21 protein-coding genes and 1 pseudogene are annotated in these 26,694 nt (G+C 64.8%); 11 read left to right on the top strand and 11 right to left on the bottom strand.

Annotated elements, in window-relative coordinates; all coding sequences use genetic code 11:
* The first annotated feature begins 95 nt into the window (after nucleotides 1–95).
* The 5 genes from NL126_RS04075 (at nucleotide 96) to NL126_RS04055 (ending at nucleotide 7,382) form a co-directional block, all read left to right on the top strand.
* Nucleotides 96–2,498, top strand: a complete 2,403-nt coding sequence (locus NL126_RS04075) for a xanthine dehydrogenase family protein molybdopterin-binding subunit (RefSeq protein WP_255197637.1) — start codon at nucleotides 96–98, stop codon at nucleotides 2,496–2,498.
* Between the two features lie 115 nt (nucleotides 2,499–2,613).
* Nucleotides 2,614–3,648: a TIGR03617 family F420-dependent LLM class oxidoreductase gene (locus NL126_RS04070; RefSeq protein ID WP_255197636.1), complete on the top strand. Its 1,035-nt coding sequence runs from the start codon at nucleotides 2,614–2,616 to the stop codon at nucleotides 3,646–3,648.
* Between the two features lie 397 nt (nucleotides 3,649–4,045).
* Complete coding sequence (lipP1, locus tag NL126_RS04065; RefSeq protein WP_255197635.1) at nucleotides 4,046–5,005, top strand: LipP1 family hormone-sensitive lipase; 960 nt, start codon at nucleotides 4,046–4,048, stop codon at nucleotides 5,003–5,005.
* 321 nt (nucleotides 5,006–5,326) lie between these two features.
* Nucleotides 5,327–7,009, top strand: coding sequence for a flavin-containing monooxygenase (locus NL126_RS04060; RefSeq protein WP_255197634.1), 1,683 nt, complete (start codon nucleotides 5,327–5,329; stop codon nucleotides 7,007–7,009).
* A 190-nt stretch (nucleotides 7,010–7,199) separates the two neighbouring features.
* Nucleotides 7,200–7,382, top strand: a complete 183-nt coding sequence (locus tag NL126_RS04055) for a hypothetical protein (RefSeq protein ID WP_255197633.1) — start codon at nucleotides 7,200–7,202, stop codon at nucleotides 7,380–7,382.
* 156 nt (nucleotides 7,383–7,538) lie between these two features.
* Here the strand turns inward: NL126_RS04055 and NL126_RS04050 are convergent, their stop codons facing one another.
* From NL126_RS04050 to NL126_RS04030, 5 genes are all read right to left on the bottom strand, one after another.
* Nucleotides 7,539–7,958 carry a MaoC family dehydratase gene (locus NL126_RS04050; protein ID WP_255197632.1) on the bottom strand — a complete coding sequence of 140 codons (420 nt, stop codon included), beginning with the start codon at nucleotides 7,956–7,958 and terminating at the stop codon, nucleotides 7,539–7,541.
* 2 nt (nucleotides 7,959–7,960) lie between these two features.
* Nucleotides 7,961–8,419, bottom strand: a complete 459-nt coding sequence (locus tag NL126_RS04045) for an FAS1-like dehydratase domain-containing protein (protein WP_255197631.1) — start codon at nucleotides 8,417–8,419, stop codon at nucleotides 7,961–7,963.
* Nucleotides 8,416–8,823, bottom strand: a complete 408-nt coding sequence (locus NL126_RS04040; protein ID WP_255197630.1) for a Zn-ribbon domain-containing OB-fold protein — start codon at nucleotides 8,821–8,823, stop codon at nucleotides 8,416–8,418. The genes NL126_RS04045 and NL126_RS04040 overlap by 4 nt, the downstream gene beginning before the upstream one ends.
* A gap of 2 nt (nucleotides 8,824–8,825) precedes the next feature.
* Nucleotides 8,826–10,007 carry a thiolase family protein gene (locus NL126_RS04035; protein WP_255197629.1) on the bottom strand — a complete coding sequence of 394 codons (1,182 nt, stop codon included), beginning with the start codon at nucleotides 10,005–10,007 and terminating at the stop codon, nucleotides 8,826–8,828.
* Nucleotides 10,008–10,167: 160 nt separating this feature from the next.
* A complete protein-coding gene (locus NL126_RS04030) occupies nucleotides 10,168–11,946 on the bottom strand; it encodes a class I adenylate-forming enzyme family protein (protein WP_255197628.1) in 1,779 nt (592 codons plus the stop codon).
* Between the two features lie 351 nt (nucleotides 11,947–12,297).
* Here NL126_RS04030 and NL126_RS04025 point away from each other — a divergent pair, with 351 nt between their 5' ends.
* Nucleotides 12,298–13,629: an ABC transporter substrate-binding protein gene (locus tag NL126_RS04025; protein WP_255197627.1), complete on the top strand. Its 1,332-nt coding sequence runs from the start codon at nucleotides 12,298–12,300 to the stop codon at nucleotides 13,627–13,629.
* Nucleotides 13,620–14,357 (top strand): ABC transporter ATP-binding protein, encoded by a 738-nt coding sequence (locus tag NL126_RS04020; RefSeq protein ID WP_255197626.1) that lies wholly within the window; start codon nucleotides 13,620–13,622, stop codon nucleotides 14,355–14,357. The genes NL126_RS04025 and NL126_RS04020 overlap by 10 nt, the downstream gene beginning before the upstream one ends.
* A 197-nt stretch (nucleotides 14,358–14,554) precedes the next feature.
* Here the strand turns inward: NL126_RS04020 and NL126_RS04015 are convergent, their stop codons facing one another.
* The 3 genes from NL126_RS04015 to NL126_RS04005 are packed head-to-tail and all read right to left on the bottom strand — an operon-like array spanning nucleotide 14,555 to nucleotide 17,281.
* Nucleotides 14,555–15,307, bottom strand: a complete 753-nt coding sequence (locus tag NL126_RS04015; protein WP_255197625.1) for an ABC transporter ATP-binding protein — start codon at nucleotides 15,305–15,307, stop codon at nucleotides 14,555–14,557.
* A gap of 2 nt (nucleotides 15,308–15,309) precedes the next feature.
* Nucleotides 15,310–16,407, bottom strand: coding sequence for a branched-chain amino acid ABC transporter permease (locus NL126_RS04010; RefSeq protein ID WP_255197624.1), 1,098 nt, complete (start codon nucleotides 16,405–16,407; stop codon nucleotides 15,310–15,312).
* A 1-nt stretch (nucleotide 16,408) separates the two neighbouring features.
* The gene (locus NL126_RS04005; protein WP_255197623.1) at nucleotides 16,409–17,281 is read right to left on the bottom strand and encodes a branched-chain amino acid ABC transporter permease; all 873 of its coding nucleotides are present in this window, start codon (nucleotides 17,279–17,281) and stop codon (nucleotides 16,409–16,411) included.
* 232 nt (nucleotides 17,282–17,513) lie between these two features.
* On the opposite strand from NL126_RS04005, the gene NL126_RS04000 reads away from it, so the two are divergent.
* Complete coding sequence (locus NL126_RS04000) at nucleotides 17,514–18,269, top strand: SDR family NAD(P)-dependent oxidoreductase (protein WP_255197622.1); 756 nt, start codon at nucleotides 17,514–17,516, stop codon at nucleotides 18,267–18,269.
* A gap of 223 nt (nucleotides 18,270–18,492) precedes the next feature.
* Entirely contained in the window at nucleotides 18,493–19,632 is a 1,140-nt protein-coding gene (locus NL126_RS03995) for a lipoate--protein ligase family protein (protein WP_255197621.1), read from the top strand.
* Nucleotides 19,633–21,110: 1,478 nt separating this feature from the next.
* Here NL126_RS03995 and npdG read toward each other — a convergent pair.
* A pseudogene (gene npdG / locus NL126_RS03990) lies at nucleotides 21,111–21,781 on the bottom strand (NADPH-dependent F420 reductase).
* Between the two features lie 159 nt (nucleotides 21,782–21,940).
* Between npdG and NL126_RS03985 the strand changes: the two are divergent.
* Nucleotides 21,941–23,638: a methylmalonyl-CoA mutase family protein gene (locus NL126_RS03985; RefSeq protein WP_255197620.1), complete on the top strand. Its 1,698-nt coding sequence runs from the start codon at nucleotides 21,941–21,943 to the stop codon at nucleotides 23,636–23,638.
* 92 nt (nucleotides 23,639–23,730) lie between these two features.
* Entirely contained in the window at nucleotides 23,731–24,501 is a 771-nt protein-coding gene (locus tag NL126_RS03980) for an enoyl-CoA hydratase/isomerase family protein (RefSeq protein WP_255197619.1), read from the top strand.
* Between the two features lie 8 nt (nucleotides 24,502–24,509).
* Here NL126_RS03980 and NL126_RS03975 read toward each other — a convergent pair whose 3' ends face one another.
* The gene (locus NL126_RS03975) at nucleotides 24,510–25,292 is read right to left on the bottom strand and encodes an SDR family NAD(P)-dependent oxidoreductase (protein ID WP_255197618.1); all 783 of its coding nucleotides are present in this window, start codon (nucleotides 25,290–25,292) and stop codon (nucleotides 24,510–24,512) included.
* 9 nt (nucleotides 25,293–25,301) lie between these two features.
* Entirely contained in the window at nucleotides 25,302–26,627 is a 1,326-nt protein-coding gene (locus tag NL126_RS03970; RefSeq protein ID WP_255197617.1) for an aspartate aminotransferase family protein, read from the bottom strand.
* Between the last annotated feature and the right edge of the window lie 67 nt (nucleotides 26,628–26,694).

The raw sequence follows: 26,694 nt of genomic DNA, 5'->3' as shown, positions 1-26,694 counted from the left end.
ATTTTTATAACAATTGGTTCCATCACAATAGGGCGTACGACCATGATAGACATCAGCAAGATTTCTCGGGATACGTATCGCCGTGGTGGAGTGCGATGAGTTCGGAAAACGCGCCCGGCTCGGAGACGATGAAAAGCGAGACCGGGACGCTCGTCGGTGCTGAGGTCGACAGGCGCGAGGACCCGGCACTGCTCACCGGCGACGCCCAGTTCACCGACGACATTACGGCGCCGCATATGACACACGCGGCGATGGCGCGCAGCCGCTACGCACACGCCGACATCCTCGACATCGACACGAGCGCGGCCGAAGCGATGGACGGCGTCATCGCCGTAATCACCCAGGCAGACATCGACGCCTCGGACGCAAAAGGGACGATGGCGGAGATGAACATCGCCCCTGGCATCGAACTCCCGGAGGTCGAGCGGCCGCTGATGGCCAGAGACAGGGTGTACTACGCAGGTGAGGCGCTGGCGACCGTCATCGCCGAGGACCGCTACACGGCCCACCAGGCTGCCGACCGCGTCGAGGTCGAGTACGACCGCCTCGATGCAGTCGTCGACCCCTTCGAGTCGCTCGAGGACGACTCGGTGACCATCCACGACGAGGCGCCCGACAACACGGCCTACTACTGGGGATTCGGCGACGAAGACGCGATGGACGAGATCTTCGAGGCGGCCGACAACACGGTCGAACTCGAGATGGTGAACCAGCGGCTGGTCGCCAACTCGATGGAGCCCCGGGCGGCGCTGGCCCAGTACAAGGCCTCGGAGAACAAGCTTCGGGTGGACTTCACCTCCCAAATGCCGCACAACCACCGGACCGTGTTCACGGACACCCTCAACATGCCGGAACACAAGATCCACCTGAACGCGCCCGACGTCGGTGGGGGCTTCGGGATGAAGGCGGCCGCGTACCCCGACGAGCTGATCACGGCGTGGGCGGCCAAGGAACTCAAGCGGCCGGTCAAGTGGGTGTCGACGCGGACGGAGGCCTATCAGACGGACACGCCCGGCCGTGGCCATCACATCGACTGCAGCATGGCCGTCGACGACGACGGCAGCGTCCAGGGGCTGCGCGTCGACTCGAAGGTCGACCTGGGCGGCTACGTCTCCTCGTTCGCCTCGGCCGGCCCGACCGGCTACTTCGCGCCGATGCTGTCGATGAACTACAAGATTCCGGCGATCGAGGCGTGGGTCACCGGCGTCTTCACCAACAAGACGCCCGTCGACGCCTACCGGGGCGCCGGCCGGCCGGAGGCCTGCTACGTCGTCGAGCGGCTGATGGACAAGGCCGCCCGCGAGATCGGCATGGACCGGACCGAGATCCGGCGGAAGAACTTCATCAAGGAAGACGAGTTCCCCTACGAGGTCGCCACTGGGCTGGTGTACGACAGCGGGAACTACGACGATAACCTGGACAAGGCGCTCGACATCGTCGACTACGAGAGCTTCAAAGAGCGCCAGGAGGCAGCCCGTGAAGAGGGGCGGTATCTCGGCATCGGCATCGGCTGTTTCGTCGAGAACGCCGGCCCGGCCCCGGCCGAAGCCAGCGTCACCACCGGGACGATGGGGACGTTCACCGCCAGTGGCCAGATCCGCGTCAACCCCGGCGGCACCATCACCGCCTACGCCGGCACAGCCGACCACGGCCAGGGGAACATGACGTCGTTCACCCAGATCATCTCCGACGAACTCGGCGTCCCGTTCGATTCGATCGAGATCATGGACGGCGACACCGAGTACACTCCAGACGGCTCCGGGACGATGGGGAGCCACAGCGCGCCGGTCGGCGGCTCGGCTATCAAGAAGAGTGCCGAGAAGGTCGTCGACAAGGCACGCAAGATCGTCGCCCACCAGCTCGAGGCGGCCGAGGAGGATATCGTCCAGGAGGAGGGCGAGTTCCACGTCGCCGGCGCGCCTGACCGGTCGATGACGTTCCAGGAGGTCGCCCACGAGGCCCACCAGGGCCACCAGCTGCCCGACGACATGGAGCCGGGCCTCGAGGCCTCCGCGTTCTACGACCCGGTGAACTTCACGTTCGCCTTCGGCACCCACATCGCCATCGTCGAGGTCGACCCCGACACCGGCGAAGTCGACTTCGAACGGTACGTCGCCGTCGACGACTGCGGCGTCCAGATAAACCCCAAGCTGGTCGCGGGGCAGGTGATGGGTGGCGCCGCCCAGGGCATCGGCCAGGCGCTCTACGAGGGCGAGCAGTACAACGAGAACGGAACGCTCGAGACGGCGTCGATGCAGGACTACGCCGTCCCGCGGGCCAACCACATCCCCGAGATGGAACTGGACGAGACGGTGACCCCCTCGCCGCACAACCCGATGGGCGTCAAGGGCGTCGCCGAATCCGCGACCATCGGCTCGACGCCGGCGGTCGTCAACGCCGTCCTCGACGCGCTCGAACCGTGGGGCATCGACCACCTGGAGATGCCCCTCGACAACGAGACCGTCTGGTCGGCAATCAACGAAGCCGACGGGAACTGAGGACGCCGACCGCTGCCCGCAACGGCGTACTCTGCTGTTTTCTCTCGTCGCGGCGACGCCCCGTTTTCTAGACTGACTCAAGCTTTAACTGCTGGCTGCACAAACTGCCGAACAGATGAAAATAGATACGTTAACACTGTTCAGACCCGACCGCGAGCACGCGCTCTCCGAGGGGATCGTCGAGATGGCCGAACAGGCCGAGGCCATGGGCGTCGACGGCGTGTTCACGCCGATGGTCGACAACGATGCCTTCCTGCCCTTGCCACTGATCGCCGAACACACCGACGAGGTCGACATCGGGACGCGGATCGCCCTGTCGTTCACTCAGAGTCCGATGGTGCTGGCCTACAAGGCCTGGGACCTCGCGCAGTACTCCGACGGGCGGTTCTCCCTGGGGCTGGGCACGCAGGTCAAGTCCCACAACGAGAGGCGGTTCTCCGTCGAGTGGACGGCGCCCAACCAGCGCCTCCGCGAGGTCGTCGAGTCGGTCCAGCACATCTGGGACGTCTGGCAGGGCGAGGCGGACGAACTCGACTACCAGGGCGAGCACTACTCGTTCGACCTGATGTCGGACCTGTTCGACCCGGGGCCGATCGACCACCCCGACATCCCGATTCACCTGGCAGCTACCAACGAGCGCAACCTCCGGCTCACGGGAGAACTCGCCGACGGATTGGCGATGCACTCGTTCAACACGCCGCGCTACGTGGAAGAGGTGATCCGCCCGACGGTCAGCGAGGGTGCAGAGCGCACCGGCCGGTCGCTCGACGACGTCGAGATCGTGGCGATCCCCTTCACCATCACCGGCACGTCCGAGGAGGAACTCGCGGCCCAGCGCGAACGCGTCAAGACGGAGATCGCCTTCTACGGCGGTCACACGCGCACCTACCACGACGTCCTCGAGCTACACGGCTGGGAGGACGTCGGCGAGCGGTTACACGAACTCGCCGACGACCACACCTGGGCGGAGATGACACACCTCGTGACCGACGAGATGGTGGATGCGTTCGCGATCGAGGCCCACATCGACGACCTGGCCGAGGAGATCGACCGATCGTACGGCGACCTGGCCGACCGGATTCAGCTCCAGCACGTCTTCACCGGTGACGAGACCTGGGAGGGACTGGTCGAGGACCTCCATTCGCTCTGAGGGTTGCTACCACGTTTCTAGGTCATACTTGCCACCAGTTACTGGGTTCGGGGTGTATTTTTCTAGGTCATACTTGCAGACAGTTACTGGCTTAGGTGTGTAATGGTTCGGGCCGTCGGCCGTCGTCCGTTCCCTGCGTCGATCCCCCCGCTCTTGCGGGCGGTAAGTCCCCAGATGTGACTGTCTAGGTGGTCGTCAATTCGGGCGGTCTAGGGCTTCGGCCAGAGGGTTCGCGCTCTCCAGGGCCGTGTCTGCGGGGGCAACTGCCCCCAGGGCAGCGTTTCGGCCGTACTCCGGTAGGTGGCCGGCGCTCTCGCCTCGGTGTGTCTCGGGGCCTCCCGTGTCCCCACCCCTGCCACCCGTAGGTTTATCTATTTTCCAGAATATGTCGTTCTCGATGGCTTCCATAAACCCAGAAGTAGTATCTCGAGCGGACGAGCCACACCCGGAGATCGCCGGCCTCCTTCAGCAGATGGGCGCCGCACCGATGCCCCCGCTGCCGTCGCTCGGCGTCGAGGGCGCCCGGGCGTTCGTCGATGGGATGTTCCCCGAAGCCGAGAATCCGACCGAGGTCGCCGACACGATGGAACTCGTGATCGACGCGGGCGAGGCCGACATCACGGTTCGCGTGTACGTTCCGGAGGCGGAACCGCCGTTCGACCCGCTGGTGTACGTCCACGGCGGTGGCTGGGCTACCGGTAGCCTCGACACGTTCGAGGAGACCTGCCGGCAGCTGACCGCAGCCACCGACCGGCTGACCGTGTCGGTGGACTACCGCCTCTCGCCCGAGGCGAAGTTCCCCGCCCCCCTCGAAGACGTCTACGGGGCCGCCAAGTGGGTCCAGGACAACGCCGAGGCGCTCCAGGTCGACCCGAACGACCTGGCGATCGCCGGTGACAGCGCCGGTGGGAACCTCGCTGCCGGCGTCTCCCACCTCGCGCGGGACCGTGGTGACCTCCACATCTCGCGTCAGGTGCTGCTGTACCCGGTCACGGACACCAACTTCGACACGGCGTCCTACGAGGAGAACGCCGAGGGGTACTTGCTCTCGAAGGCCGACATGGAGCACTTCTGGGACGCGTACCTGCGCGACGACACCGACGCCCGCAACCCCTACGCGGCACCGCTGCAGGACAGCGACTTCAGCGACCTCCCGGCGACGACGGTGATGACGTGCGGGTTCGACCCGCTGCGCGACGAAGGCGCTGCCTACGCCCAGGCGGTCGAGGAGGCCGGCAACGACGTCAACCACATCCACTACGACGACGCGATCCACGGCATCGCGCAGATGGTCATCCCACCGATGGCCATCGAGCGCGGCGCCGACATCATCGCCGACGCCGCTGCCGACTTATAACGGGACCACCACTCGCTTTTTTTGAGCCGCCGCCGCCGTGAGAGCCGTTGCCGAATTGGCAGCCGGGCCGTCGGCCGACCAAACAGGCTCTCTCTTCTGTGCCGGTCAGCAGGTGGGCCCCGGAGCGCGTGGGCGCAGCCGGAATGGTCAGTCTCTCGGCCCACTGTCGGTGCACACGGCCGACCGACTGGGAGCGTGAGTGCAGCGAGGTTCTTGCCTGGTGACCGGTATCGATTTCTGTACGACGGAGCGGCAGGAGGCACCCCCCTCCCCCGGTATCTTTAATAGAGTCGGTTCGTTACCTGTGTGTGGTTGTAACACATGAGTGCCAGTGAGCAAGGCCGGGATGCAGCGTTAGCCAAAGATACAGATTTCGACGCCCTCGTGGTCGGTGCGGGCTTCTCCGGGATTTATATGCTGAAGAAACTGCGGGACGACCTCGGGTTGTCGGTGCAAGGCCTCGAGATGGCCGACGACGTCGGCGGGACCTGGTACCACAACAAGTACCCCGGGGCCCGGTGTGACAGTGACAGTTGGCTGTACTGCTACGACTGGTGTGACGACGTCCAAGAGGAGTGGGAGTGGACCGAGCGATACCCCCATCAGCCGGAGATTCAGGACTACATTTCGTTCGTGGCTGAGAGTCACGACCTCTACAAGGACATCGAATTCGAGACGAAGGTCACGTCCGCGACGTTCGACGAGGACAGCGGCATCTGGGAGATCGAGACCGAGGACGGGTCCAGCTACACGACGCAGTACTTCATCCCCGCTGTTGGCAACCTCTCGAAGCCGTTCATTCCCGACTTCGACGGGCTCGAAGACTTCGAGGGCACGTGGTACCACACGTCCAGCTGGCCGGCAGACGGCGTCGACATGGAGGGCAAGACCGTCGGCCTGATCGGCACTGGCTCGACGGGAATCCAGACGATGCCACACCTCGCCGAGGAAAGCGAACACCTCAAAGTGTTCCAGCGCACCCCCAACTGGGCCGTTCCGGCCCGGAACCGGCCGCTCGAGGAAGAGGAGTGGCAGGAGCTCAAGGCCAACTACGACGAGCTGTGGGAGGCCGCACGCAACTCCGACGGGGGCCTCGACATCGAGTTCACGCATCCCACGGCAGACGACCTCTCGAGGGAGGAGGCCTGGGAGTCACTCGAGGAGCGGTGGGAGGAAGGCGGCCCGCTGCTGTCGGTGTTCGAGGACACGCTGATCAACAAGGACACGAACACGCTCGTGTGCGAGTTCATCGCCGAGAAGATCCGCGAGACCATCGACGACCCGGAACTCGCCGAGAAGCTGATTCCGATGGACGAAGACGGTAACCCCGAACACTGGTACGCCGCCAAGCGTCCGCCGCTTGCGTACAACGGCTACTACGAGCGGTTCAACCGGGACGACGTCGAACTCGTCGACGTGGGCGACAACCCCATCGCCCGGTTCAACGCGGACAGCATCGTCCTCGAGGACGGCACCGAACATCAAATCGATGTCCTCTGTATGGCGACAGGGTTCGACGCCGTGACCGGGACGCTGGAGTCGCTGAACATCACCGGCCGCAACGGCCAGAACCTCGAAGACAAGTGGGAGGCCGGCCCGCGGACCTACCTCGGCCTCGGCACCCACGGGTTCCCCAACATGTTCATGATCACCGGCCCGCAGAGCCCGTCGGTGCTCACGAACATGGTGGTCCCGATCCAGCAGCACGTCGAATGGATCACGGAGTGTCTCGACTACATGCTCGAGAACGGCTATCAGCACATCGAGGCCCAGGAAGACGCGGAAGAGGAGTGGGCTGCCCACAACGAAGAGGTCGCCAGCCAGACGCTGTATCCCGACTCGGCGTCCTGGTATCGTGGCGACAACATCCCGGGCAAAGACCAGACGTTCCTCATCTACCCCGGCGGGATCAACCTCTACAACGACCGGATCGAGGCGGTTGCCGCGGAAAACTACGAGGGCTTCACCCTCGCCGAGGCGGAGGAGTCCCAGGCCGCGGACTGACACCGAACTCCTCGACCCGCGTCTTCTCGCTGGCTTCTGTTTTTCAGTCGGGCGCTCCACGTCACCATCCGTGTTGCCACGCTACCACGAACTCGACTAGGTTCCTGGCGCCTGAACTGGGGGCTCCTAGGGACGTGGTTCGGGTACGGGGAGGCGGTATTTTCATTAGACTGGATGCTAACAGACAGGTATGGACGCGAAGCAAAATTCGATCGAGTCCGCGGACTTCGATGACGAACTCGAGAAAGCACTGAAGAACGTTCGCTGGGCGATAGAGGCGAACTCTTCCGATAAGACACAGAAGACGAACAATCATCTGTACCGCATCCGGGAGTTGATCGAACACCACATCGAACACGCCCACCAAGACTGACTGCGCCCGACGCTGGCAGGTAGTCGATCACTTTTTCGATAGTCCTGGTCTGGTCCCGATCAGCGACGCGACTCCCTCGTCTACATCGTCTGAGACGTGCCGGGGTGGGGGTCGTGAGAGGGGAAACGAGCTCGTCGGCGGGAACGGGGTCCGAGTTCAGTCGTTCTCGGTCCGGACGGTCGCGGTCCCGGTGACCGGCACGGTGCCGTCGGTCTTCTCTAGGCGGACCTCCAGGTCGGCGAAGCTCTGCCCGTCCTCGACGTAGGTGTCGGTCGCCTCGGCCACGGCCGTCACGTCCTCGCCCTCGTAGACGTTGTCCTCGAACCGAAATTCCATGGACTCGATGCCCAGTGGCGACTCGGCGACGGCGAGCGCGGCCTGGGTGCCGTAGCCCATGTTGATCGGACCTTGATTGATGAGGCCGGGGTGGCCCATCCGGTCGACGGCCCGCTCGTCGTAGTGGATCGGGTTGGGGTCACCCATGACCGCCGAGACGATCTTCATATTCGCCGGGTCGACGTCGGTGAACTCTAGCGTCGCTACCTCCTCGCCGATGGTGATGTCGTCGTGGTGCATGGTTATCGCATCAGGATGGCGCTGGTCTCGGTCTCCATGACGGGCTCGCCGGCCTCGTCGGTTATCTCGAAGGTCTGTGTCACCAGGTCGAACGTGCCGGAGCCGCCCTCCTTGCGCTCGACGCGCGACAGCGTGCCCGAGACCGTGTAGGTCTCGTCGACCACGAGCGGTTGGTGAATCTCGAAGCTCTGGCCCGCGTGGAACGTGCCTTTCTCCATGTCGGGGTCGAGCCCCAGGTCGTCGAGGTCGGCGTCGATGGCGGTGTTGGCGACGTTGAGGCCGTACTCCGGCGGCACGAGTTGGCGGTCGACGTCGTACGCCTCGGCCTCGTCGGCCCACCGGAACGCGTCCTCGTCGTTGTCGGTCGCGTCGGCCCAGAGGAACGCCTCCCAGCTCTCGACCGTCAGTTCTCCCTCGCCGATATCGGTGCCTTCCAGATGGTCGTACGTCGTCTCGCTCATTCGTTGGCCTCCCAGTACGGCAGGTTGTAGTCTCCGTCCGTCGGCCGCCAGGTCAGCGCTAGATCCATCCCGACGGAGAGGTCGTCCTCGCTGTCGGCGACGATGTTGGTCATCAACTGGACTCCCTCCTCGAGCCGGACGAGCGCGTTGATGTAGGGCGCCTCCGCCTGGAGCTGTTCCACCGGGGGTCGGTAGACCGTGGTGTAGGACTCCAGCGTCGCCTCGCCGCTCGACTCCCGGTGCTCGATCGACTCCGACATACACTCCGGACACCGGTGTCTGGGGTAGAAGAAGTAGTCCTCGCAGTCCCTGCAGTAGGGCACGACGAGGCGCTCCTCGGCGGTCGCGTTCCAGTACTCCTCGGTCGCGTCGGTGGGTTCCGGCGTATACCAGGCTGTCTCCATCGTCAGTCACCTCGCTCCAGGATGGCGACGTTCTGGCAGGACAGCACGCCGCCGTTGCCGTGGACCAGTGCGTGTTCGGCGTCCTCGACCTGCGTCGGGCCGCCTTCGCCACGCAGTTGGCGAACGGCCTCGACGACGTGCAACAGGCCCGAGGGACCGTGGTGGCTCTGGGCGAGCTCGCCGCCGTGGGTGTTGAGCGGCCACTTGCCATCGAGCTCCAGCTCGCCGCTGTCGACGAGCGCACCGCCCTCGCCGTACTCACAGAAGCCCAGGTCCTCGAGCACCTGTAACACCGTAATCGAGAAGCAGTCGTACAGCTCCACCACGTCGATGTCGTCGTGGTCGAGGTCGGCGGCCTCGAACGCCGCCTGACTGGCCTCGCGTGCCCCCGTCCGCGTGAGGTCCTGCATCTGGTGGACCTTCTCGTGGGTGGCGTGCTCGCCGAAGCTCACGACGTCAACCGGGACGTCGTAGTCGGCGTGGGCGCGCTCCTCGCTGGTGACGACGATCCCACAGCCACCGTCGGTGACCAGCGAACACTGGTCGAGCGTCAGCGGCGAGGCGATCATCGGCGACTCGAGGATCTCCTCGGGCGTCTTGGTCTCGTTGGTGAACGACCGCTCGTCCGGTTGCATCGCCGCGTGGTCGTAGTGGATCGCGGTGAGCTTCGCGAGCTGTTCGGGCGTCGTCCCGTGGTCGTGCATGTGCCGACGGGCCGGCAGGGCGTACATCGACGGGATGAACGGCCCGTAGGGCGTCTCGAACTGGGCGTGGCCGATCGACGCCATCTGCTCGACGGCGTCGGCCTCGTCGCCCCAGCTGCCCGTCGCGAGCTTGCCACAGCCGATCACCAGGATGTTCTCACACTGGCCACTGGCGACCTGTTGGCAGGCCACGTGCAGGTTCTGCAGCGTGCTGGCGCCGCCGATGCCGCCGGTCGAGCCGTGTCTGAGCCCGTCGACGAGCCCGAGCTCCTCGGCGAGTTCGCTGACGTACAGCCCCGCCGGTTCGTCGGTGGGGGCCGACGCCACCAGCCCGTCGACGTCGTCCAGTTCGAGGCCGGCGTCCGCGATGGCGTCGTAGGCCACCTGCTGGTTGAGTTCCTCGAGGTCTTTCTCGGGAATCCGACCGAACCTCTCGGTTTCGGCCCAGCCGACGATCGACCCTCCCGTGGTCGCACTCATCGATACTCGTCCTCCGTAGTGACAGCGTGTACTCTCATCGGAATCGTACTACAGTCGAGTCGGCACACGAATTATTAAACCTGCTGCAACATCTCCCCCACGCGCTCGGCCGAGTGCCCTCGGGGAAAGGCCGCGGACGACCGCTATCAGGCGATGTCCGTCAGTCGAAGTCTGGGTGGTCGGCCATGAACTCGTCTCTGACCGTCGAGACTGCCACCTTGTTGGTCGACGTCGTCGGGAGCTCGTCGCGAATTTCGATGTATTTGGGGTGCATGAACCCGGGCAGCTCCGCCTCGAGGTGGTCGCGCACCGTCGCTTCGTCGAGGGTCGCGTCCGCCGCGGGCTGGACCACGACCGCGATCTCGTCTTCGCCACCCTTCTCGGCGGGGACCGGGAACGCCACTGCGGTCCCGATGGCGTCGTGCCTGGTGGCTCCACCCTGGATCTGCGACGGCGAGATGTTCTCCCCACGGCGCCGGATGACGTTGGCCATCCGGTCGACGAAGTAGTAGTGGCCCTCCTCGTCGAGCCGGGCGACGTCGCCGGTGTGGAACCACAGGTTCTCGACGGCTTCGAGCGTCTGTTCGGGCCGGCCGAGGTAGCCGTCCAGAATGATCGACGGCCGGTTCGGCCGGATGGCGAGCTGCCCGGTCGAGCCGGGGGGGAGTTGCTCGTCGTCCGCATCGAGGATCGTTACCGTGGCGTTGGGTGCAATCGGCTTGCCCATCCAGCGGTCGCCCCTGGGTTCGGGCTCGACCGGGATGCCCAACTGGCCGGCGCGCGCTTTCATCGTCTCGGAGTCGGTCCCGTACCGGTAGGCCTCGGGAATGCCGTCGTGGCCAGCGCCGGCGTCGATCAGCCCGAAGATGGGCGACCCGGTCTCGGTCTGGCCGTAGCCGGCGACGAGTAACTCCCAAGAGAACCGCTCCGCGATCTCGAGGCAGTCGTCGGGCATCGGCTGGATCGAGACCAGCTTCAGCGAGTTCTCCCGGTCGGCAGGACGCTCGGGCTGGTCGACCAGGAAGTCGGTCATCACCGACAGGATGAGCGTCGCCGTCGCGTCGTACCGGTCGATCCGGGCCCAGAACTCCGAGGCCGAGAAGCCGTCCCAGAGCGCGACCGTCCCGCCACAGAGCAGCATTGAGTTACAGAAGCTCAGCCCGCCGATGTGGTACAGTGGCAGCGGGTTGTGGGCCGTGTCCCCCCGATTGCACAGTGTGGCTTGCAACACCGCGTGGTTCGCCAACAGCACGCGGTGGGCACAGACCACACCCTTCGGATCGCCCGTGGTCCCAGAGGTGTACAGCACGACCGCCGGGTCGTCCCAGGAGGGTGTCCGATCGGGCCGCTCGGGTGGGTGGTCTCGGAGCGTCGAAAACGGCGTCACCTCGAACTCGTCGGCGAGTGGCTCGCTCTCGGCATCCGTCTCGACGAGGACGATGTGAGGGGGGTCATCGAGGTCGTCGACGACTGCGTTAAACCGGGCGGCGTACCGATCCTCCAGGATCAGGTACCGTGGGGTGAGGTCGTTGATCTGATAGGCGAGTTCGGCGCCCTCGTACTCGTAGTTGATCGGAGCGAACACCGCCCCCGCAGCGTGGATGCCGTACAACGAGCGCACCGTGTACAGCGAGTGGCTGCCGAAGAAACTCACGTGTTCCAAGTCGTCGACACCTAGCTCGACTAGGCCGGTGGCGATCGACCTGGTTTCGTCCCACATCTCGGCGAAGCTGACCCGCTCGTCGGTCGGTCCGTACGCGGCGAAGGTCTTCTCACCTATCGCCCTCGCACGGTTCGCCAGCACGTCCGGGGTCGTCAACTCGTGCAGCGGCCGGTCGTCGAACTCGGTGATATACCCCTCTCCGGTCATGAATGTCAAGCACATCAATCTCTCCGCTCTTAAAGATTCGTTCGGTCGGTCCGGATAGGCCCTGGCCATGCAGTGGGACGCCGCACCTGAATCCAGTGATACCCGCGTGCGGGACCGACACGCGAGTTGGATGGGCGTGGTCGTGTTCAGAGACGCATGAGGGGAACAAATCGTCTCGAGAACGGTCCACTATGTCGAATTTGTGGGTCTGACTGAGTACGAAGGGGATCGATCGACCTCCCCAACTCTGTGATTGAATTCCGAGAATCCCGGGTTTAAACGCCCAAGGCGCTCCAATAGAGGGTTTGAGGGGATTCCGTTGGGGCGTCTCTCTTGGTTCTGGCCGAACGCGATGGTGAGCGGCGGGAAAACAGTTTTATATAGGGTGTTCGATGAACCGTAACGTTGTGAGTCACACTCATGGTTAGCCGACGACGGTTTATCGAAACGGGGAGCATCGCAACGGCACTACTGGCGGCAGGCTGTACGAGCAATGGTGGTGGCGACGGCTCGGACGGCAGCGACGGCGGCGGCGGGACTGACGGTTCGGACGGCAGCGACAACGGCACGGTGACGGGCTCGGCCACGGACGAACCGATCACGGTGGGCGTGTTCTATCCGGGCGTCATTCCGGACGGGGAACTGACGACCAACGCCGCGAAGTACGTCAGGGACCAGCTGAACGACGACGGCGGCGTGCTGGGCCGAGAAATCGAGATCGTCACAGCCGACACCAAACTGGACCCCGAGACGGCCGGCCAGGAGGGTCGTCGTCTCGTCGAACAGGAGGACGTCGACTTCCTCACGGGCGGGTATGCGACCGGTCCGATCCTGGCCATCCAGCAGCACATCGCCGGGAGCGGCCCAGTGTTCAACGCCTCTTCGGTGGGTGGCACCCAGCCCCTCGACCGGATTGCCAATAACTACGAACAACACAAGTACTTCTTCTCGCCGGTGCCGGTCGGCCCACTCGTGGTCAGTACGATGGCCGCGAACATGGACAACGTCATCCAGCCCCAGACGGGGGTCGAAAACGTCGTCCCCGTCATCGAGGACCATGCCTGGACCAAGGGCTTCGTCGACCGGCTCAAGCAGTCCACGGAGATGAACGTCGAGGACCCCGTGCGGTTCTCGGTCGACACCACGGACTTCTCGCCGGTGTTCAGCAAGGTGCGTGACTCCGGAGCGGATCTGATGATGCTCGGCATCGCCGTGGCCAACGGCGCCGGCTTCGTCACGCAGTGGGCCGACAACGAGGTGCCCGCTGGGATGACCGGCATCCTCGTCGCCGCGAACGCGCCGAACTTCAAGGAGCAGGTGGGCGAGGCGGCCCACTACGTCTCCCAGCAGCAACTCGGCGCAGCGGCACCCATCACTGAGGTCTCGCTGCCGTTCGTCGAAGGGTATCGGGAGCGGTTCGACTCCACACCCGGCACGACCGCCTGGCAGACCTACGACGCCTTCACGTCGATGATGGCCGCCGCCGAAGAGGCCGGCACGATCGACCCGGACGAGGTAGTCGCGTCTCTCGAGGAGCTCGTGATGCCCGGGACGATGGGAATGCTCGACTACATGACCGTCGAAGAATCCGATTACCCCCACAACGCTCGTATGGACCCCGACGACGGTGTCTGGTACTCCATGCTCCAGTACCAGCAGGAGGGCGGCGATCTGAAGAACAAGGTCGTCGGCCCCGACCAGTGGGAGGGCCACGACGGCGAGGACGAGTACCAGCTGCCCCCATGGGTGTGAATACGGAGCCGGCGCGGGAGGTAGACACGGACCAGCTCGTCAGGATCGACGGCGTCGAGTCGTACTACGGCCAGGCCCAGGCGCTGTTCGGCGTCTCCTTCGGCGTCGACCGGGGCAGCGTGACGGCGATTATCGGGCCCAACGGCGCCGGGAAGACGACGCTGCTGGACTGTCTCACCGGGTTCAAGGAGTACTCCGGGACGATCACCTACGCCGACGAATCCATCGCCGGTTGCCCCCCGTGGGAACTCGGTGGCGACCGAATCGGCTACTGCACGGAGAAAAGCAACCTGTTCGAGGACATGACCGTCCTCCAGAACCTCCGGCTTGGGAGCTACGACTGCCAGGACGACATCGACGCCAATCTCGAGCGCGTCTTCGAGCTGTTTCCACGCCTCGAGGAACGGACGAGGCAGCGCGCTCGGACGCTCAGCGGCGGCGAGCAGAAGATGCTGGCCATCGGGCGGAGCCTGATGGCTGACCCCGAGTTGCTGCTGCTCGACGAGCCGTCGCTGGGGCTAGCTCCGACCATCGTCAAGGACATCAAGGCGGCGCTGGAGGACATCATCGACACCGGCGTGACGGTGCTGGTCGCCGAACAGGACGTCAGCCTGGCGATGGACCTGGCCGACCGCATCATGCTCCTCGAGAACGGGTCCATCGAGGCCCGCGGGACGCCCGCGGAGTTCGAGGCCGACGACCGCATCAGCGAAACCTACTTCGAGTAACCGGCCGCCCCTGGCGGTCCACGGACTCGGTGCCGCTTCCTTTGCAACGCCGGTCCATCTGTCACCGTCTCGGGCGTCGGTGGCCGGCGGTCACCCGAGCCGGTAGCCGGTGGAGTACGGACGACCGAACGCTCAGCAGATAGAGCCGAGCATCGGACGACGATTCCAGGGAACCCACCGAAGAAGGAGACCGACAGCTACTCGCCCAGGTACGCCGCCCGCATCTGCTCGTCTTCGATGATCTCCTCGGGGCTTCCCTTCGTGAGGATGCTGCCCTGGTGGAGCACCGCCACCCGGTTGGCGACGGCAGTCACCTTCCCCACGTTGTGGTCGATCAGCAGGATGGTGATGCCGAGGTCGTTGAGATGCGTGACGAGTTCCGCGACGATATCGACCTCCTCCTTGCTGAGGCCGGCGAACGGCTCGTCGAGCATCAGCAACTCGGGGTCGTGGGTCAGCGCGCGGGCGATGGCCAGCTGGATGCGCTCCAGGTGGGTCATATCCGTCGGCGTCTTCGCCAGCGTCTCCCGCGACAGCCCGACTTCCTCGATGGCACGGGCGACGCCCGGGGACTCCTCACGCTGCGTCAGCACCGAGAGGTACATGTCCCACGAAAGGAGCTTGTCGGGGATCTCCGCCAGCCGGATGTTCTCGTAGCCGGTGATCTCCTCGAAATGCCGCGAGTCCTGGAAGGTCCTGACGATGCCGCGCTTGGCGTTGGTGTGGACCGAGTCCGACGTGATGTCGGTGTCCTCGAACACGATCCGGCCGCCGCTGACCGGGTAGACGCTGGAGATCACGTTCATCAGCGTACTCTTGCCGGCGCCGTTGGGCCCGATCAGCCCGAGGATCTCGCCCTCGTTCACCGTCAGGTTGACACCGTCGAGCGCGACCAGGCCGCCGAACCGCTTGGAGACTTCCTCGACCGACAGGAGCGTCGAGCCGGTCACGGTCAGTCCTCCCCCTCTCCGCTACTGGATGTCAGTCTGTCCAACTGCCCGTCCCCGCTACCGGACGTCAGCTTGTCCAGCTGCCTGCGGATCGCGGGGTAGAGACCGCTCGGATACACGTAGAAGAACAGCAGCGCGACGATCAGCGTGAACCCACGGCGGTACTCGACCAGCGCGATTCCGAACGGTTGGCCGATAACCTCGTTCTGGAGGATGACGACGCCCTGGTCGATGAACTTGATGAGGAACATCCCGATCGCCGGACCGACGATCGTTCCGATGCCACCGATCGTCGCCGCGATGACGATGTCGACCATGTTCTGGATCGAGAGCTGCGTCGCGGGCGTCAGCGTCACCAGGAAGTGCGTCCAGACCGACCCCGCGAAGCCGGCGACCACCGCCGTGATGGCGAAGCCGGCGATCTTGAACTTGGTGGGGTTGATGCCGATCGACGACAGCAGCAGTTCGTCTTGGCGGATGGCCCGCAGCACGCTCCCGAACTGGGACTTTGACAGGACGACGAAGCCGGCGAGCGCGAGGGTGAACAGTATCACCGACGTGTAGTACAGCAACAGGTCCCCGCTGACGTTCAGGGGGACGAGTTCGCTCAGCCTCGGTCCGAGCGGGCTGATGTACAGGTAGCCCGGCAGCCCCCCGGTGATGTCGCCGAACAGGACCACGACCTCCTTGGCGTACACTGGCAGGATGAACGTCAGCGCCGCGAAGTAGATGCCCGAGAGCCGGAGGGTGGGCCCCGCGATGACGATGGTCCCGAAGGCGCCAGCGATGGCTGTCGCCGCCAGTATGGAGATTATCAGGCCGTAGCCAAGTTCGGTGTGCAACAGTGCACTGGAGTAGCCGGCTAACCCGACGATCACCATGTGCGCGAAGTTGAAGTAGCCGGTACTTCCGGTGAAGAAATCCCAGGAGATGGTGAACGTCACCATAAAGCAGATCGAGCCCAGGACGAACAGGTGGAACGTCGACAGGACCGCCGGCATCACGAACAGGCTGGCCAGCCCCACTGCCGCCAGGATGTACTTGGGGTGGGGCACGCGTCCACTCAACGTCACGTCGTCAGCAGCTTGTTCTCCACTCATGCTAATCGAACTCCAGACTGCGGTTGCCGAACAGCCCCTGTGGCCGGAACAGCAACACGAGGATGAGGACGCCGAAGCTGAACAGGCCCTGTGCCCCGGGGTCGATGAGGAACGCGGCGCTGGTCTCGAGCAGGCCGATGATGTAGGCCGCGAGGACCGACCCGGAGACGCTGCCGAGGCCGCCGATGACCACGATGACGAACGCCGACAGCAGCGGGTCGAGCCCCATTCCCGGCGCCAGCGTGTTCAGCGACCCCCAGAAGTAGCCTGCGACGACAGCCAGCGCGCCGGCGATCCCCCAGACGAGCAGGTTCGTCCGGTCGATGTTGATGCCCGCGGAGGCCGCCCCTTTCTCGTCGATACTCACCGCGAGGATGGCCTGGCCGGTGTAGGTCCGCGTGACGAAGTACCAGACGCCCACGACCAGCACGACCGAGACCACGAACGCCAGTATCCGGTTGTAGGTTATCGGCGTGCCAGCGATGGCTGTCACGCCCTCGATGATTGGCGGCACCGTCCGGGTCGAGTCGCTAATGAAGTTCCTGACGAACTCCTCGGCGAGGAACGCGATCAGTAACGTGACCATCATCGCGGTCAATGGCTGGTTCTCGATCGGTTTGACCATCCCTCTGTAGAGGACCACGGCTATGAGGAATCCGATGGGGATGGTGATGAGCAGCGCCAGTGTGACCGGCACACCGCTACTCACCAGCAGGAACACCGAGTAGCCACCGGCCATCAGGAGCGCACCGTGGGCCAGGTTGGCGATTCCTCGGATGCTGAAAATCAGTGTGAACCCGATCGCAACCAGCGCGTACAAGGAACTTATCGTGATCCCGAACACGAGATACTCGATTAATGCGGATGCTGCCATTGAAATCCGTTTCCCGATGTGGTTGATTGTCGTTTATATCTTTCCCATGCCCTAGAACCCGTGAGAACGCCCGGTCGCCCGACAGCACACGCCGCCACGTCGTGCCGGACCACGGAGCCCACGCCGACGGGCTACCGACCGGTGACTGACCACGGGCCCGGTGGGGGCTGCCAGCGCCGCCAGCTCACGGCACCCAAACGCTATACCGTGGCTCCGCGAACGTCCTCGCGGTATGGTGGCCATCGACGAGGCAGTTACGGTAGTCACAGGTGCGGGCAGTGGAATCGGCGAACGCACGGCCTACGAGTTCGCGGACCGCGGGGCGAGCGTCGTCGTCGCGGACGTTTCGGTCGAGGCGGGCCGCGAGACAGTCGAGACGATCGAGGCAGACGGCGGCGAAGCAACGTTCGTCGAGGCCGACGTCACGGACGGCGACGACGCCGCGGCGATGGTCGAGACGGCCGTCGACGCCTACGGCCGGCTGGACGTCGCGTTCAACAACGCCGGCATCGATGGCGAGCTGGCGCCGGTCGTCGACTACCCCGACGACGACTGGGACGCCGTGCTCGACGTGAACCTCTCGGGCGTCTACCGGTGTATGAAGGCCGAACTCGCCCAGATGCAAGCTCAGGACGGCGGCGGCGCGATCATCAACAACGCGTCGGTGCTGGGCAAGGTCGGGTTCGCCAACTCGGCGGCGTACGTCGCGGCCAAACACGGCGTGCTCGGGTTGACCAAAACTGCGGCCCTCGAGAACGGTGAGACGGGCGTCCGCGTGAACGCGATCTGTCCCGGCTTCGTCGACACGCCGTTGCTCCGGAAGGGCCTCGACGAGGAGATGGTCTCCCAGGTCGAGGAGCTCCACCCCATGAAACGGCTGGCCTCGGCGGACGAGGTCGCGACGACCGTGACGTGGCTGGCGAGCGACGACGCCTCGTTCGTCACGGGCGAGGCGGTCGACGTCGACGGCGGCTACCTCAGCCAGTAGCACTCGCGTTGACGCTCGGGCGTTCGGGCCCGACAGTTTCGAGTGCGAACGTGACTGACGCGTTCGACCTAGGCGTCACCCCGAGCGAGCGCCAGTAGCTCGTGCGTCGCCACCCGAAGGCTGCCGGTCGGACTGACGTCGGCCCTGTCCGCCGGTCGATACGCCCCATATCCCCTGTGGTCGGTACTTATATCACGATTCGAGCGAGATTCCGGACGACTCTATGACGACAGTACGCCAACTCGAGCTGGAAGTCGCGCCGAGTACCTATCCCGCAGTCGAGCGGACGCTGGTGGACGCCATCGCGGCGGACGAGGCACCGCCGACCGTGATGCACTGGACGTTCGACGACGATCTGTTTCTCGAACTCGGCCCCGTCGAGGACGCATCGCTGATCGACCGTGAGGCCGCCGCCGCCGCCGGCGTCAACTACGGCCGGCGGTACAACGTCAGCGGTGGCACAGGCTTCTTCCAGGGCGACAACTCCCCCGTGCTGTACATGTTCTTCAAGGACCGGGGCGAGCACACTATGACCGAGTATATCGACCTGGCCGGCGAGGCCATGGCCAAGTCCCTCCGGGACGCCGGCGTCGAGGACGCCGTCTACCGCGACGGCGGCGACGTCGAACTCGCACCCGACGAGCCCGGTGGCCAGTTCGGCAAGATCGGTGTTTCGGGCGCCGGCTACCAGGACGGTGTCTGGGGTGTGTTCACTAACCTCATCAACTGGACGTTCGAGCCGGAGGTGTTCGGTACCATCGACGAGGTGCTCCAGCTCCCGAAGGAGAAGTTCGAGGACAAGGAGACTGACAGCGCGGCCGGCCGGATGACCTCGCTCCAGGACGAGGCGCCCGACGTCGACTTGGAGGCCATCGTCGCGGAGTCGGCGGACAACCTCGCCAGCCTCGTCGGCGGCGAGCCGGAACCCGGCTCGCTCACCGAACAGGAACTGGACACCATCGACACGCACGCGGAGTACTACGGGAGCGACGAGTGGTTCGAGAAGTACAGCACGGCTCGCCTGTTCGAAACCGCCGATGACGACGACCGCGTCGCGGAGGTGGCCTACAAGGGCCGGAAACTCATCAAGGCCAGCGTCGTGGTCGGTGCTGACGGCACCATCCAGTCGGCGCAGTTCACCGGCGACGCCTTCCACAAGCCGGGGTTCGGTGCCTTCGAGCGCCTCAGCACCGCCGTCAAGGGCGAGGCCATCGAGGACGACGACGCGTTGCTGTCGGCCCTCGAGACCGAATTCGACGCCGACGACTTCGAGATGCCGTGGCTCCCGGCCACGGACTTCCTCCAGCCGCTCAAGCGCGCCCGGAACAATCTCGTCCCTGTCGCCGACTTCCAGCGGGACTGACGGCGACGTCGGTCGGCTCCGTCCGAACCGGGCACCGCGAGTGGGTGTACTCCCGGCCGTCTCCCACGGTTGACTCTCCTGCTGGGTCGAAACCACGTGTCTCGTACGTGGCGAGCGAGTTCTCGGGACAGTGTCTGTTCCCCTCGGAGAACTGTGCCACCACGGAATCCGATGGGTAAGGACGTACCCCGCTACTCGCTACCTCTTGGCGGTGGGGAATATACGTATCTACCCTTCGAAATCTGGATGCGGTCTCCCCGGATCTGTATCGCTTGTGAACGGCGCTGAAATGCGACTGGCCGATCTCCGGTGATGCGGAACGGTGGTGCTGTCCCCGGCGGAATCGCCGAGAGTGCTCCGCGTGCAGCCGGTCTGTTCGGTAATACCGGAGCTACTCGGCTCTGTACGAACCGCTTCAATTCCCGAACTCATGCGCGATAGCTCTTGTAGCCGGTAGAATGCATTTTTTCGGCATGATTCTGTGTGTATTGTTAGCAAACAACTTTCCGGCCATTCCGGAACCGTTGGGAATCATGCGCATACAACTGGGGCTGTCGGCCGTTCGTACGGGTGTTGTGTTGGCAATGAATCATTGAAGTGGTCCCTCGGTTCTCGTGTATGGTCCAATTAAAATAACAACTGTACATCTATTATTTCTACTTTGGGTCTCCCTTGTTTCGACTGCAGCGGCCTGCTACCATCTGCAATAATCCGTTAATACCGGAGGCGTTTGGTTGGTCGATTTTTGCGTCAGGTCGTGATCGGAGAGACAATAATCGCTACCGCTGGATCTCGGGAACCCGAGCTCTGGAGTGGGTCAGTGCGGGACCTGTCTCTCGATATCGGGACTTCTCCTCTGGTCGTATGCCTGGAACTGCTCACAGTCACGATTACTTCCCCCGAAGCGTTCACTTTCGGGAAGCCGAGTACTACGACTACCTCACATGTGGCAAGTACGACCGGTTAACCGGCGCATTCTACGGGGTTTGCCTGCAATCCTCCGGTTATGTCGGAATCTACTCGGTGGACGGAGCGAAACTACTCGGTGTGGTACCACTTCTCACACAAGAAACCGACACAGGAAAATACCTCGAGAACTGCACGAACGAGGAATCGCGTGGCGGTAGGCTGTTCGCGTTATCCGGAAACCAACGCACTAGATGCAGCAACAATGTCCTGAATCCTCCCCCGACGGGGCCGGTTCGTGGACAGTTGGGTCCTCCTGGTGCACGACGCGCAGTGGGGTTCACCGTTAGTCATCCTGTGGCCGTCACGTTCCAGGTGGTCCCTCGTACCCCGACGAATCGGGTATACGCTACGCTAGGCGAACGCTGGCGTCTAGGTACATCGTTTCACTGGGAGCGGTGCCTCCGCGTTCGGAGGCGTCCGCACCAATGCCGCGCCGTATACTGCCACCGTCCCCGACAGGAACGAACGTGCCCGCTGGTAGAGCGCGGCCACACCGGTCGCCGAGTCGGTCAGTGGAACGTTACGCCGACGTCGTGCATCTCGTCGTTGTAGCGGGCGATGTTGATGACGAGCGGCGTCACGCTCTCCACCTCGGTCGCGTTCGCGAGCTGGTCAGCGGCGAGTGCTCTGATTCCGTCGAGTTCGTTCTCGAGGTCGACGACACGCTCGCAGACGGCTCTCTCGTCGGCGACGACCAGCGTGTCGACTCGAGCGTCGCGTCCAGGTCGGCCAGGCGGTCGGCCGCGAGGTTGTGGAACGCGCCCGCGACGGAGACGCCGTCGGGCGCACGCTCGGCGACGTATTCGGTCACGCTGCCGGTCGACGGCGGGTTGTAGTGGAGCCCATCCTTGTCGCCTTTCATCCCGACGGCCGGGCTGACGAGCAACTGGTCGGAGAGGACGTCGGCGTCGGTGAGCTGTTCGACGGTGTCGGCGACGTGGTTGGGCGGAATCGCGAGGACGACGACGTCCGCGTCCGCCGCAGCGGCGGCGTTGTCGTCGCCGTCGAGCTCGCGGTCGATGCCGTGGTCGGCGAGATACGTCTCGTAGTCCTCGGCGCGAGCGACGGCTTTCGCCGCGTCACGCGAGCCGATGACTAGCTCGTGGTCGGTGTCTGCGGCGAACCGAAGCGCCAGTCCTTCGCCGATATCGCCAGTACCACCCAGTAGGGCGAGTCGCATAGCTCCACCTCGGTCCGCACGCCAACTAAAGAATGCCTAGCCGGCACAACTGACGCGGTGGGTCGGCCCCGCTGTCACAGCGTCGTCCGCTCTCGCAGCTTGCTAGGTACCGCCGGAGCGCAAATGCTTTTGTCCGGACGAGTGCGACATCCAGTATCGATGTTCGACGAAGAAGAGCTAGCAGCGATTCGAGCGTCTCGCGAGGAGTGGGAAGACGAGACGCTGGCACCGTTTCTCGAGCGTGGGGAGCGGAAGGAGCGATTCGCGACTGTCTCGAACCACGAGGTCGACCGGCTGTACACCCCCGAAGACATCGCTGACGTGGACTTCGAGGACGACCTCGGGTTCCCCGGTGAGGAGCCGTACACGAGAGGGCCGTACCCGACGATGTACCGTGGGCGGACGTGGACGATGCGGCAGTTCGCCGGCTTCGGCACGGCCGAGCAGACCAACGAGCGGTTCCACTATCTGATCGACGAGGGGCAGACCGGCCTCTCGACCGCGTTCGACATGCCCTCGTTGATGGGAATCGACTCGGACAACCCGATGAGCGAGGGCGAGATCGGCAAAGAGGGCGTCGCGGTCGACACCCTCCGCGACATGGAGGTGCTGTTCGACGGCATCGACGTCGGCGAGGTCTCTACGTCGTTCACCATCAACCCCTCTGCGGCGGTCATCTACGCCATGTACATCGCGCTCGCAGACCAGCAGGGCGTCCCCAGGGAGGAGGTTCGCGGCACCCTCCAGAACGACATGCTGAAGGAGTTCATCGCGCAGAAGGAGTGGGTCCTCCCGCCCGAAGCCTCGCTCGACGTCGTCACCGACACCATCGAGTTCGCCATCGAGGAGACGCCGCGGTTCCATCCCGTCTCCATCTCCGGCTACCACATCCGTGAGGCCGGGTCGACCGCCGCGCAGGAGGCTGCGTTCACTCTCGCCGACGGCTTCGCGTACGTTGAGGACGCCATCGACCGCGGGCTCGACGTCGACGAGTTCGGGCCACAGCTCTCCTTCTTCTTCAACTCACACAACTCCATCTTCGAGGAGGTCGCGAAGTTCCGGGCCGCTCGCCGGGTGTACGCCCGCGTGATGGACGAGTGGTACGACGCCGACAACCCCGAATCGAAGCGGCTGAAGTTCCACACGCAGACGGCCGGCCAGTCACTCACCGCGCAGCAACCCCTGAACAACATCGTCCGGGTGACGATTCAGGCGCTCGCGGGCGTGCTCGGCGGCACACAGAGTCTCCACACGAACAGCTACGACGAGGCGCTCGCGCTTCCATCCGAAGAGGCCGTTCGCGTGGCGCTCCGTACCCAGCAGATCATCGCCGAGGAGTCGGGGGCCGCGGACATCGTCGACCCGCTCGGCGGGAGCTTCGCCATCGAGGCGCTCACCGACGAGATGGAAGACGAGATCATGGGGTACATCGACGAGATCAAGGAGATGGGCGAGGGCTCCGTCCGCGACGGCGTGCTCAAGGGCATCGACGAGGGCTACTTCGACCGCGAGATACAGGACTCGGCGTACGAACACCTGCAGCGGGTCGAGGCGGGCGAGGAGACCGTCGTCGGGGTCAACCAGTACACCATCGACGACGAGGCGGACCCGGACCTGCTGCACGTCAGCGACGAGGTGGCCGAAACCCAGCTCGACCGGCTCGAACAGGTCAAGGAAGAGCGCGACGACGAGGCGGTGCAGGCGACGCTCGATGCGCTCTCCGAGGCCATCGAGAACGACGAGAACGTCATGCCCCCCATCATCGACGCCGTGAAGGCCTACGCGACGATGGAGGAGATCATGCGCGTCCTCGAGGACCACCACGGCACCTACCGACACAGCCTCCTCAAGGCCTGACGGACCCAGCGGTCGCAACTGTTCCCCAGCTCCAGCGGGCAACACACAGCCCCTCCGTAATGACAAAGACCACGGCCCGAGTAGCCGTCTACGTGTACGATCACATCTCCTACGACGTCGCCGACGGAATCGCGACGCTGACGCTCGACCGCCCGGACGTGTACAACGCGTTCAACGAGGCGATGATCGCCGAGATGAACGACGCCCTGGGGCGTGTCAAACGGGACGACGCCGTCTACTCGCTCCTGCTGACCGGTGCCGGCGACGGCTTCTGTACCGGTGCCGATGTCTCGACGATGCCCGACTGGGCCGCCCAGTCCAAAGCGGAGTACGGGGCGTTCCTCGGCGAGGTCCAGGACGTGGTTCGCCAGCTTCGCTCGCTCGGCAAACCGAGCGTCGCCGCGGTCAACGGCCCCGCAGTCGGTGCGGGCTGTGATTTCGCGCTCGCCTGTGACGTCCGGTACATCGGCCCGAACGCCTATCTCACGGAGGGGTTCGTCAACGTCGGGCTCGTCCCCGGCGACGGCGGCGCGTGGCTGCTCCCGAAGCTCATCGGCGAGTCGAAAGCCCGCGAGTTCCTCCTGACGGGCAAGAAAATTCAGCCCGAGGCGGCCGAGGACCTGGGGCTGGTGAGCGGCGTCGCAGACGACGTCGTCGCGGCCGCCCACGAGTTCGCCGAGACGGTGACGAACAAGCCCGCCGTCGCCGTCCAGCGGACCAATCGACTGGTCGGCGCTGGCGCCTCCTTCGACGAACACTGCGAGCGAGCTATCGACTACCAGTGGGAGTGCGTGAACGACCCTGAACACGAGGAGGCCGTCGCCGCGCTGCGCGAGGGGCGCGACCCCGAGTACGACCGGTAGGCCCCGTCTCAGGGGAACCGGTCGTCGAGGTTCAGGCTCTGCGGGACGCCCCGGATGTCGACGACCTCGCCGGTCATGTACGACGCCGCGGGACTGACGAGGAACTGGACGAGGTCCGCGACCTCCTCGGGATAGCCGACCTGCCGATCGACCGTCTCCCGGCCCGGGACGGCGTCGACGTCCTTGTCGAGGACGTGCTTCACGCCGGGGGTGAGCACGACGCCGGGAGCGACTGCGTTGACCCGGATATTGGCCGACGCCCACTCGAACGCGACCGTCTTGGTGAGGTGTGAAACGGCGGCTTTCGCCGCGCCGTAGTGGCTCTGGTTGGGGCTGGGAAAGTGCGTGACGAAACTCGAGAGGTTGACGACGGCCCCGCCGGAGCCGGCGCGGAGCGCCTCGCTTGCGGCCTGCAGACAGTTGACCGTCCCCGTGAGATTGATGTCGAGGATCGTCTGCCAGCCGTTCTCGCTGATGTCGTCGAACTCGCTGTAGAAGTTCGCCCCGGCGTTGTTGAGCAGGATGTCGACGCCACCGAAGGTGTCGACGGTTGCGTCGACGAGCGCGTCGACCGCATCCCGGTCGCGAACGTCACACTCGACGGGGTGGACCTCCCCGTCCGCATCGGCGAGTGCCGTTGCGACCTCGTCGACGCGCTCCTGCTCGCGCGAGCAGACGACGACGTCTGCGCCGTCGGCGACGAACCGCTCCGCGATGGTGCGGCCGATGCCGCTGGAGCCGCCGGTTACGATGGCCGTCCGGTCGGCGACGCTGTACTGTGTCGTTGGCATCTCGGTCGCTCACTCCGAGACCGCGCGGATCGCTTCCCCGGCGGCGTCGATGGTCTCTTGTACCTGTTCGTCCGTGAGGCTCGCGTTCAAGAGGTTCGCCCGCGGGAACTTCGAGACCATCAGGATGCCGCGGTCGATCATCTCCCAACGGTACTCGGTGAACTTCTCGTCGTCGAGGTCGAGCAGGTCCCGGTACTTCGTCACGGGGCCCTCGCCGAAGTAGGTCGCGAAGACGCCGCCGTACTCCTGGACGAACCCCTCGACGCCCGCGTCCGCGAGGTGGTCACGGATGGCGTCGGTCAGCGTCGTACGGACCTCCTCGAACCGCTCGTGGACGTTCCGCTCTTCGAGTTGGGTGATGGTCTCGACGACGGCCGCCATCCCGCCGGTGTGGGCGTTGTACGTGCCAGCGAAGTAGACGCTCCCGCCACGGGCTCCGGGGCCGAACTGGCGCATGTACTCGTCTTTCCCGCAGAGCAGCGAGACCGGATAGCCGTTCGCGACGGCCTTCGCCATCGTGGTCAGGTCGGGCTCGACCCCCTCGCGCTCCTGGACGCCGCCCATACCGTGACGAAAGCCCGTGATGATCTCGTCGAAGATGAGGAGCGCACCGTGGTCGTCCGTCACGTCACGCAGTCCCTGCAGGTAGCCGTCGACCGGCGGCACACAGCCCATGTCGTGCGCGACCGGTTCGAGGATGACGCCCGCGATATCGTCGCCGTGTTCTTCGAACGCCGCCTCGACCGCGGCGAGGTCGTTGTACGGGAGGACGATGGTCTCCTCGGTGGCCTCCGGGAGCATCCCGGTCGTGATGAGGTCGTGCTGGCCGAGGTTCTCGGGCTCGGAGATGTAGTTGAGCGCGACCGGGTCGTACCAGCCGTGGTAGTTCCCCTGGAACTTGATGATCTTCTCCCGCCCCGTCACGGCACGGGCGGTGCGGATGGCGTGGGCGACCACCTCCGACCCCGTCGTCCCGAACTGCACCTTGTCGGCGCTCGGGACGCGCTCGGCGACGAGTTCGGCCGCCCGCACTTCGAGTTCACTCGTGCTCATCCCGACGATGTCGCGTTTCGCCGTCGCCTGTGCGACCGCCTCGTTCACGTCCGGGTCACAGTGCCCGAGGATGATGGGGCCCCACCCGTTGTTGTAGTCGACGTAGCGGTTCCCGCTCCGGTCAACGAGCTCGGCCCCGCTGGCCTCCTCGAAGCAGACGGGATTCCCCTGTCTGTCCTCCATCATCTGCGTCCGAGAGGTGGAGTTGATGCCTCCGGGCGTCACCCGCTTCGCCCGCTCGATGAGTGCCGCGGACTCCGCGTGGGGCTGCTGGTTGCTCATACCACCGACTCGGGAGAATCGGGCATTAATGCTTGGGTGATTGTGGCACATCGGCCGCCGTGCTCGG

The organism is Halorarius litoreus (assembly GCF_024362405.1).
GTDB lineage: Archaea > Halobacteriota > Halobacteria > Halobacteriales > Haloarculaceae > Halorarius > Halorarius litoreus.
The sequence above is the reverse complement of the archived record's forward strand: the minus strand, read 5'-3'. Positions and strand labels throughout refer to the sequence as shown.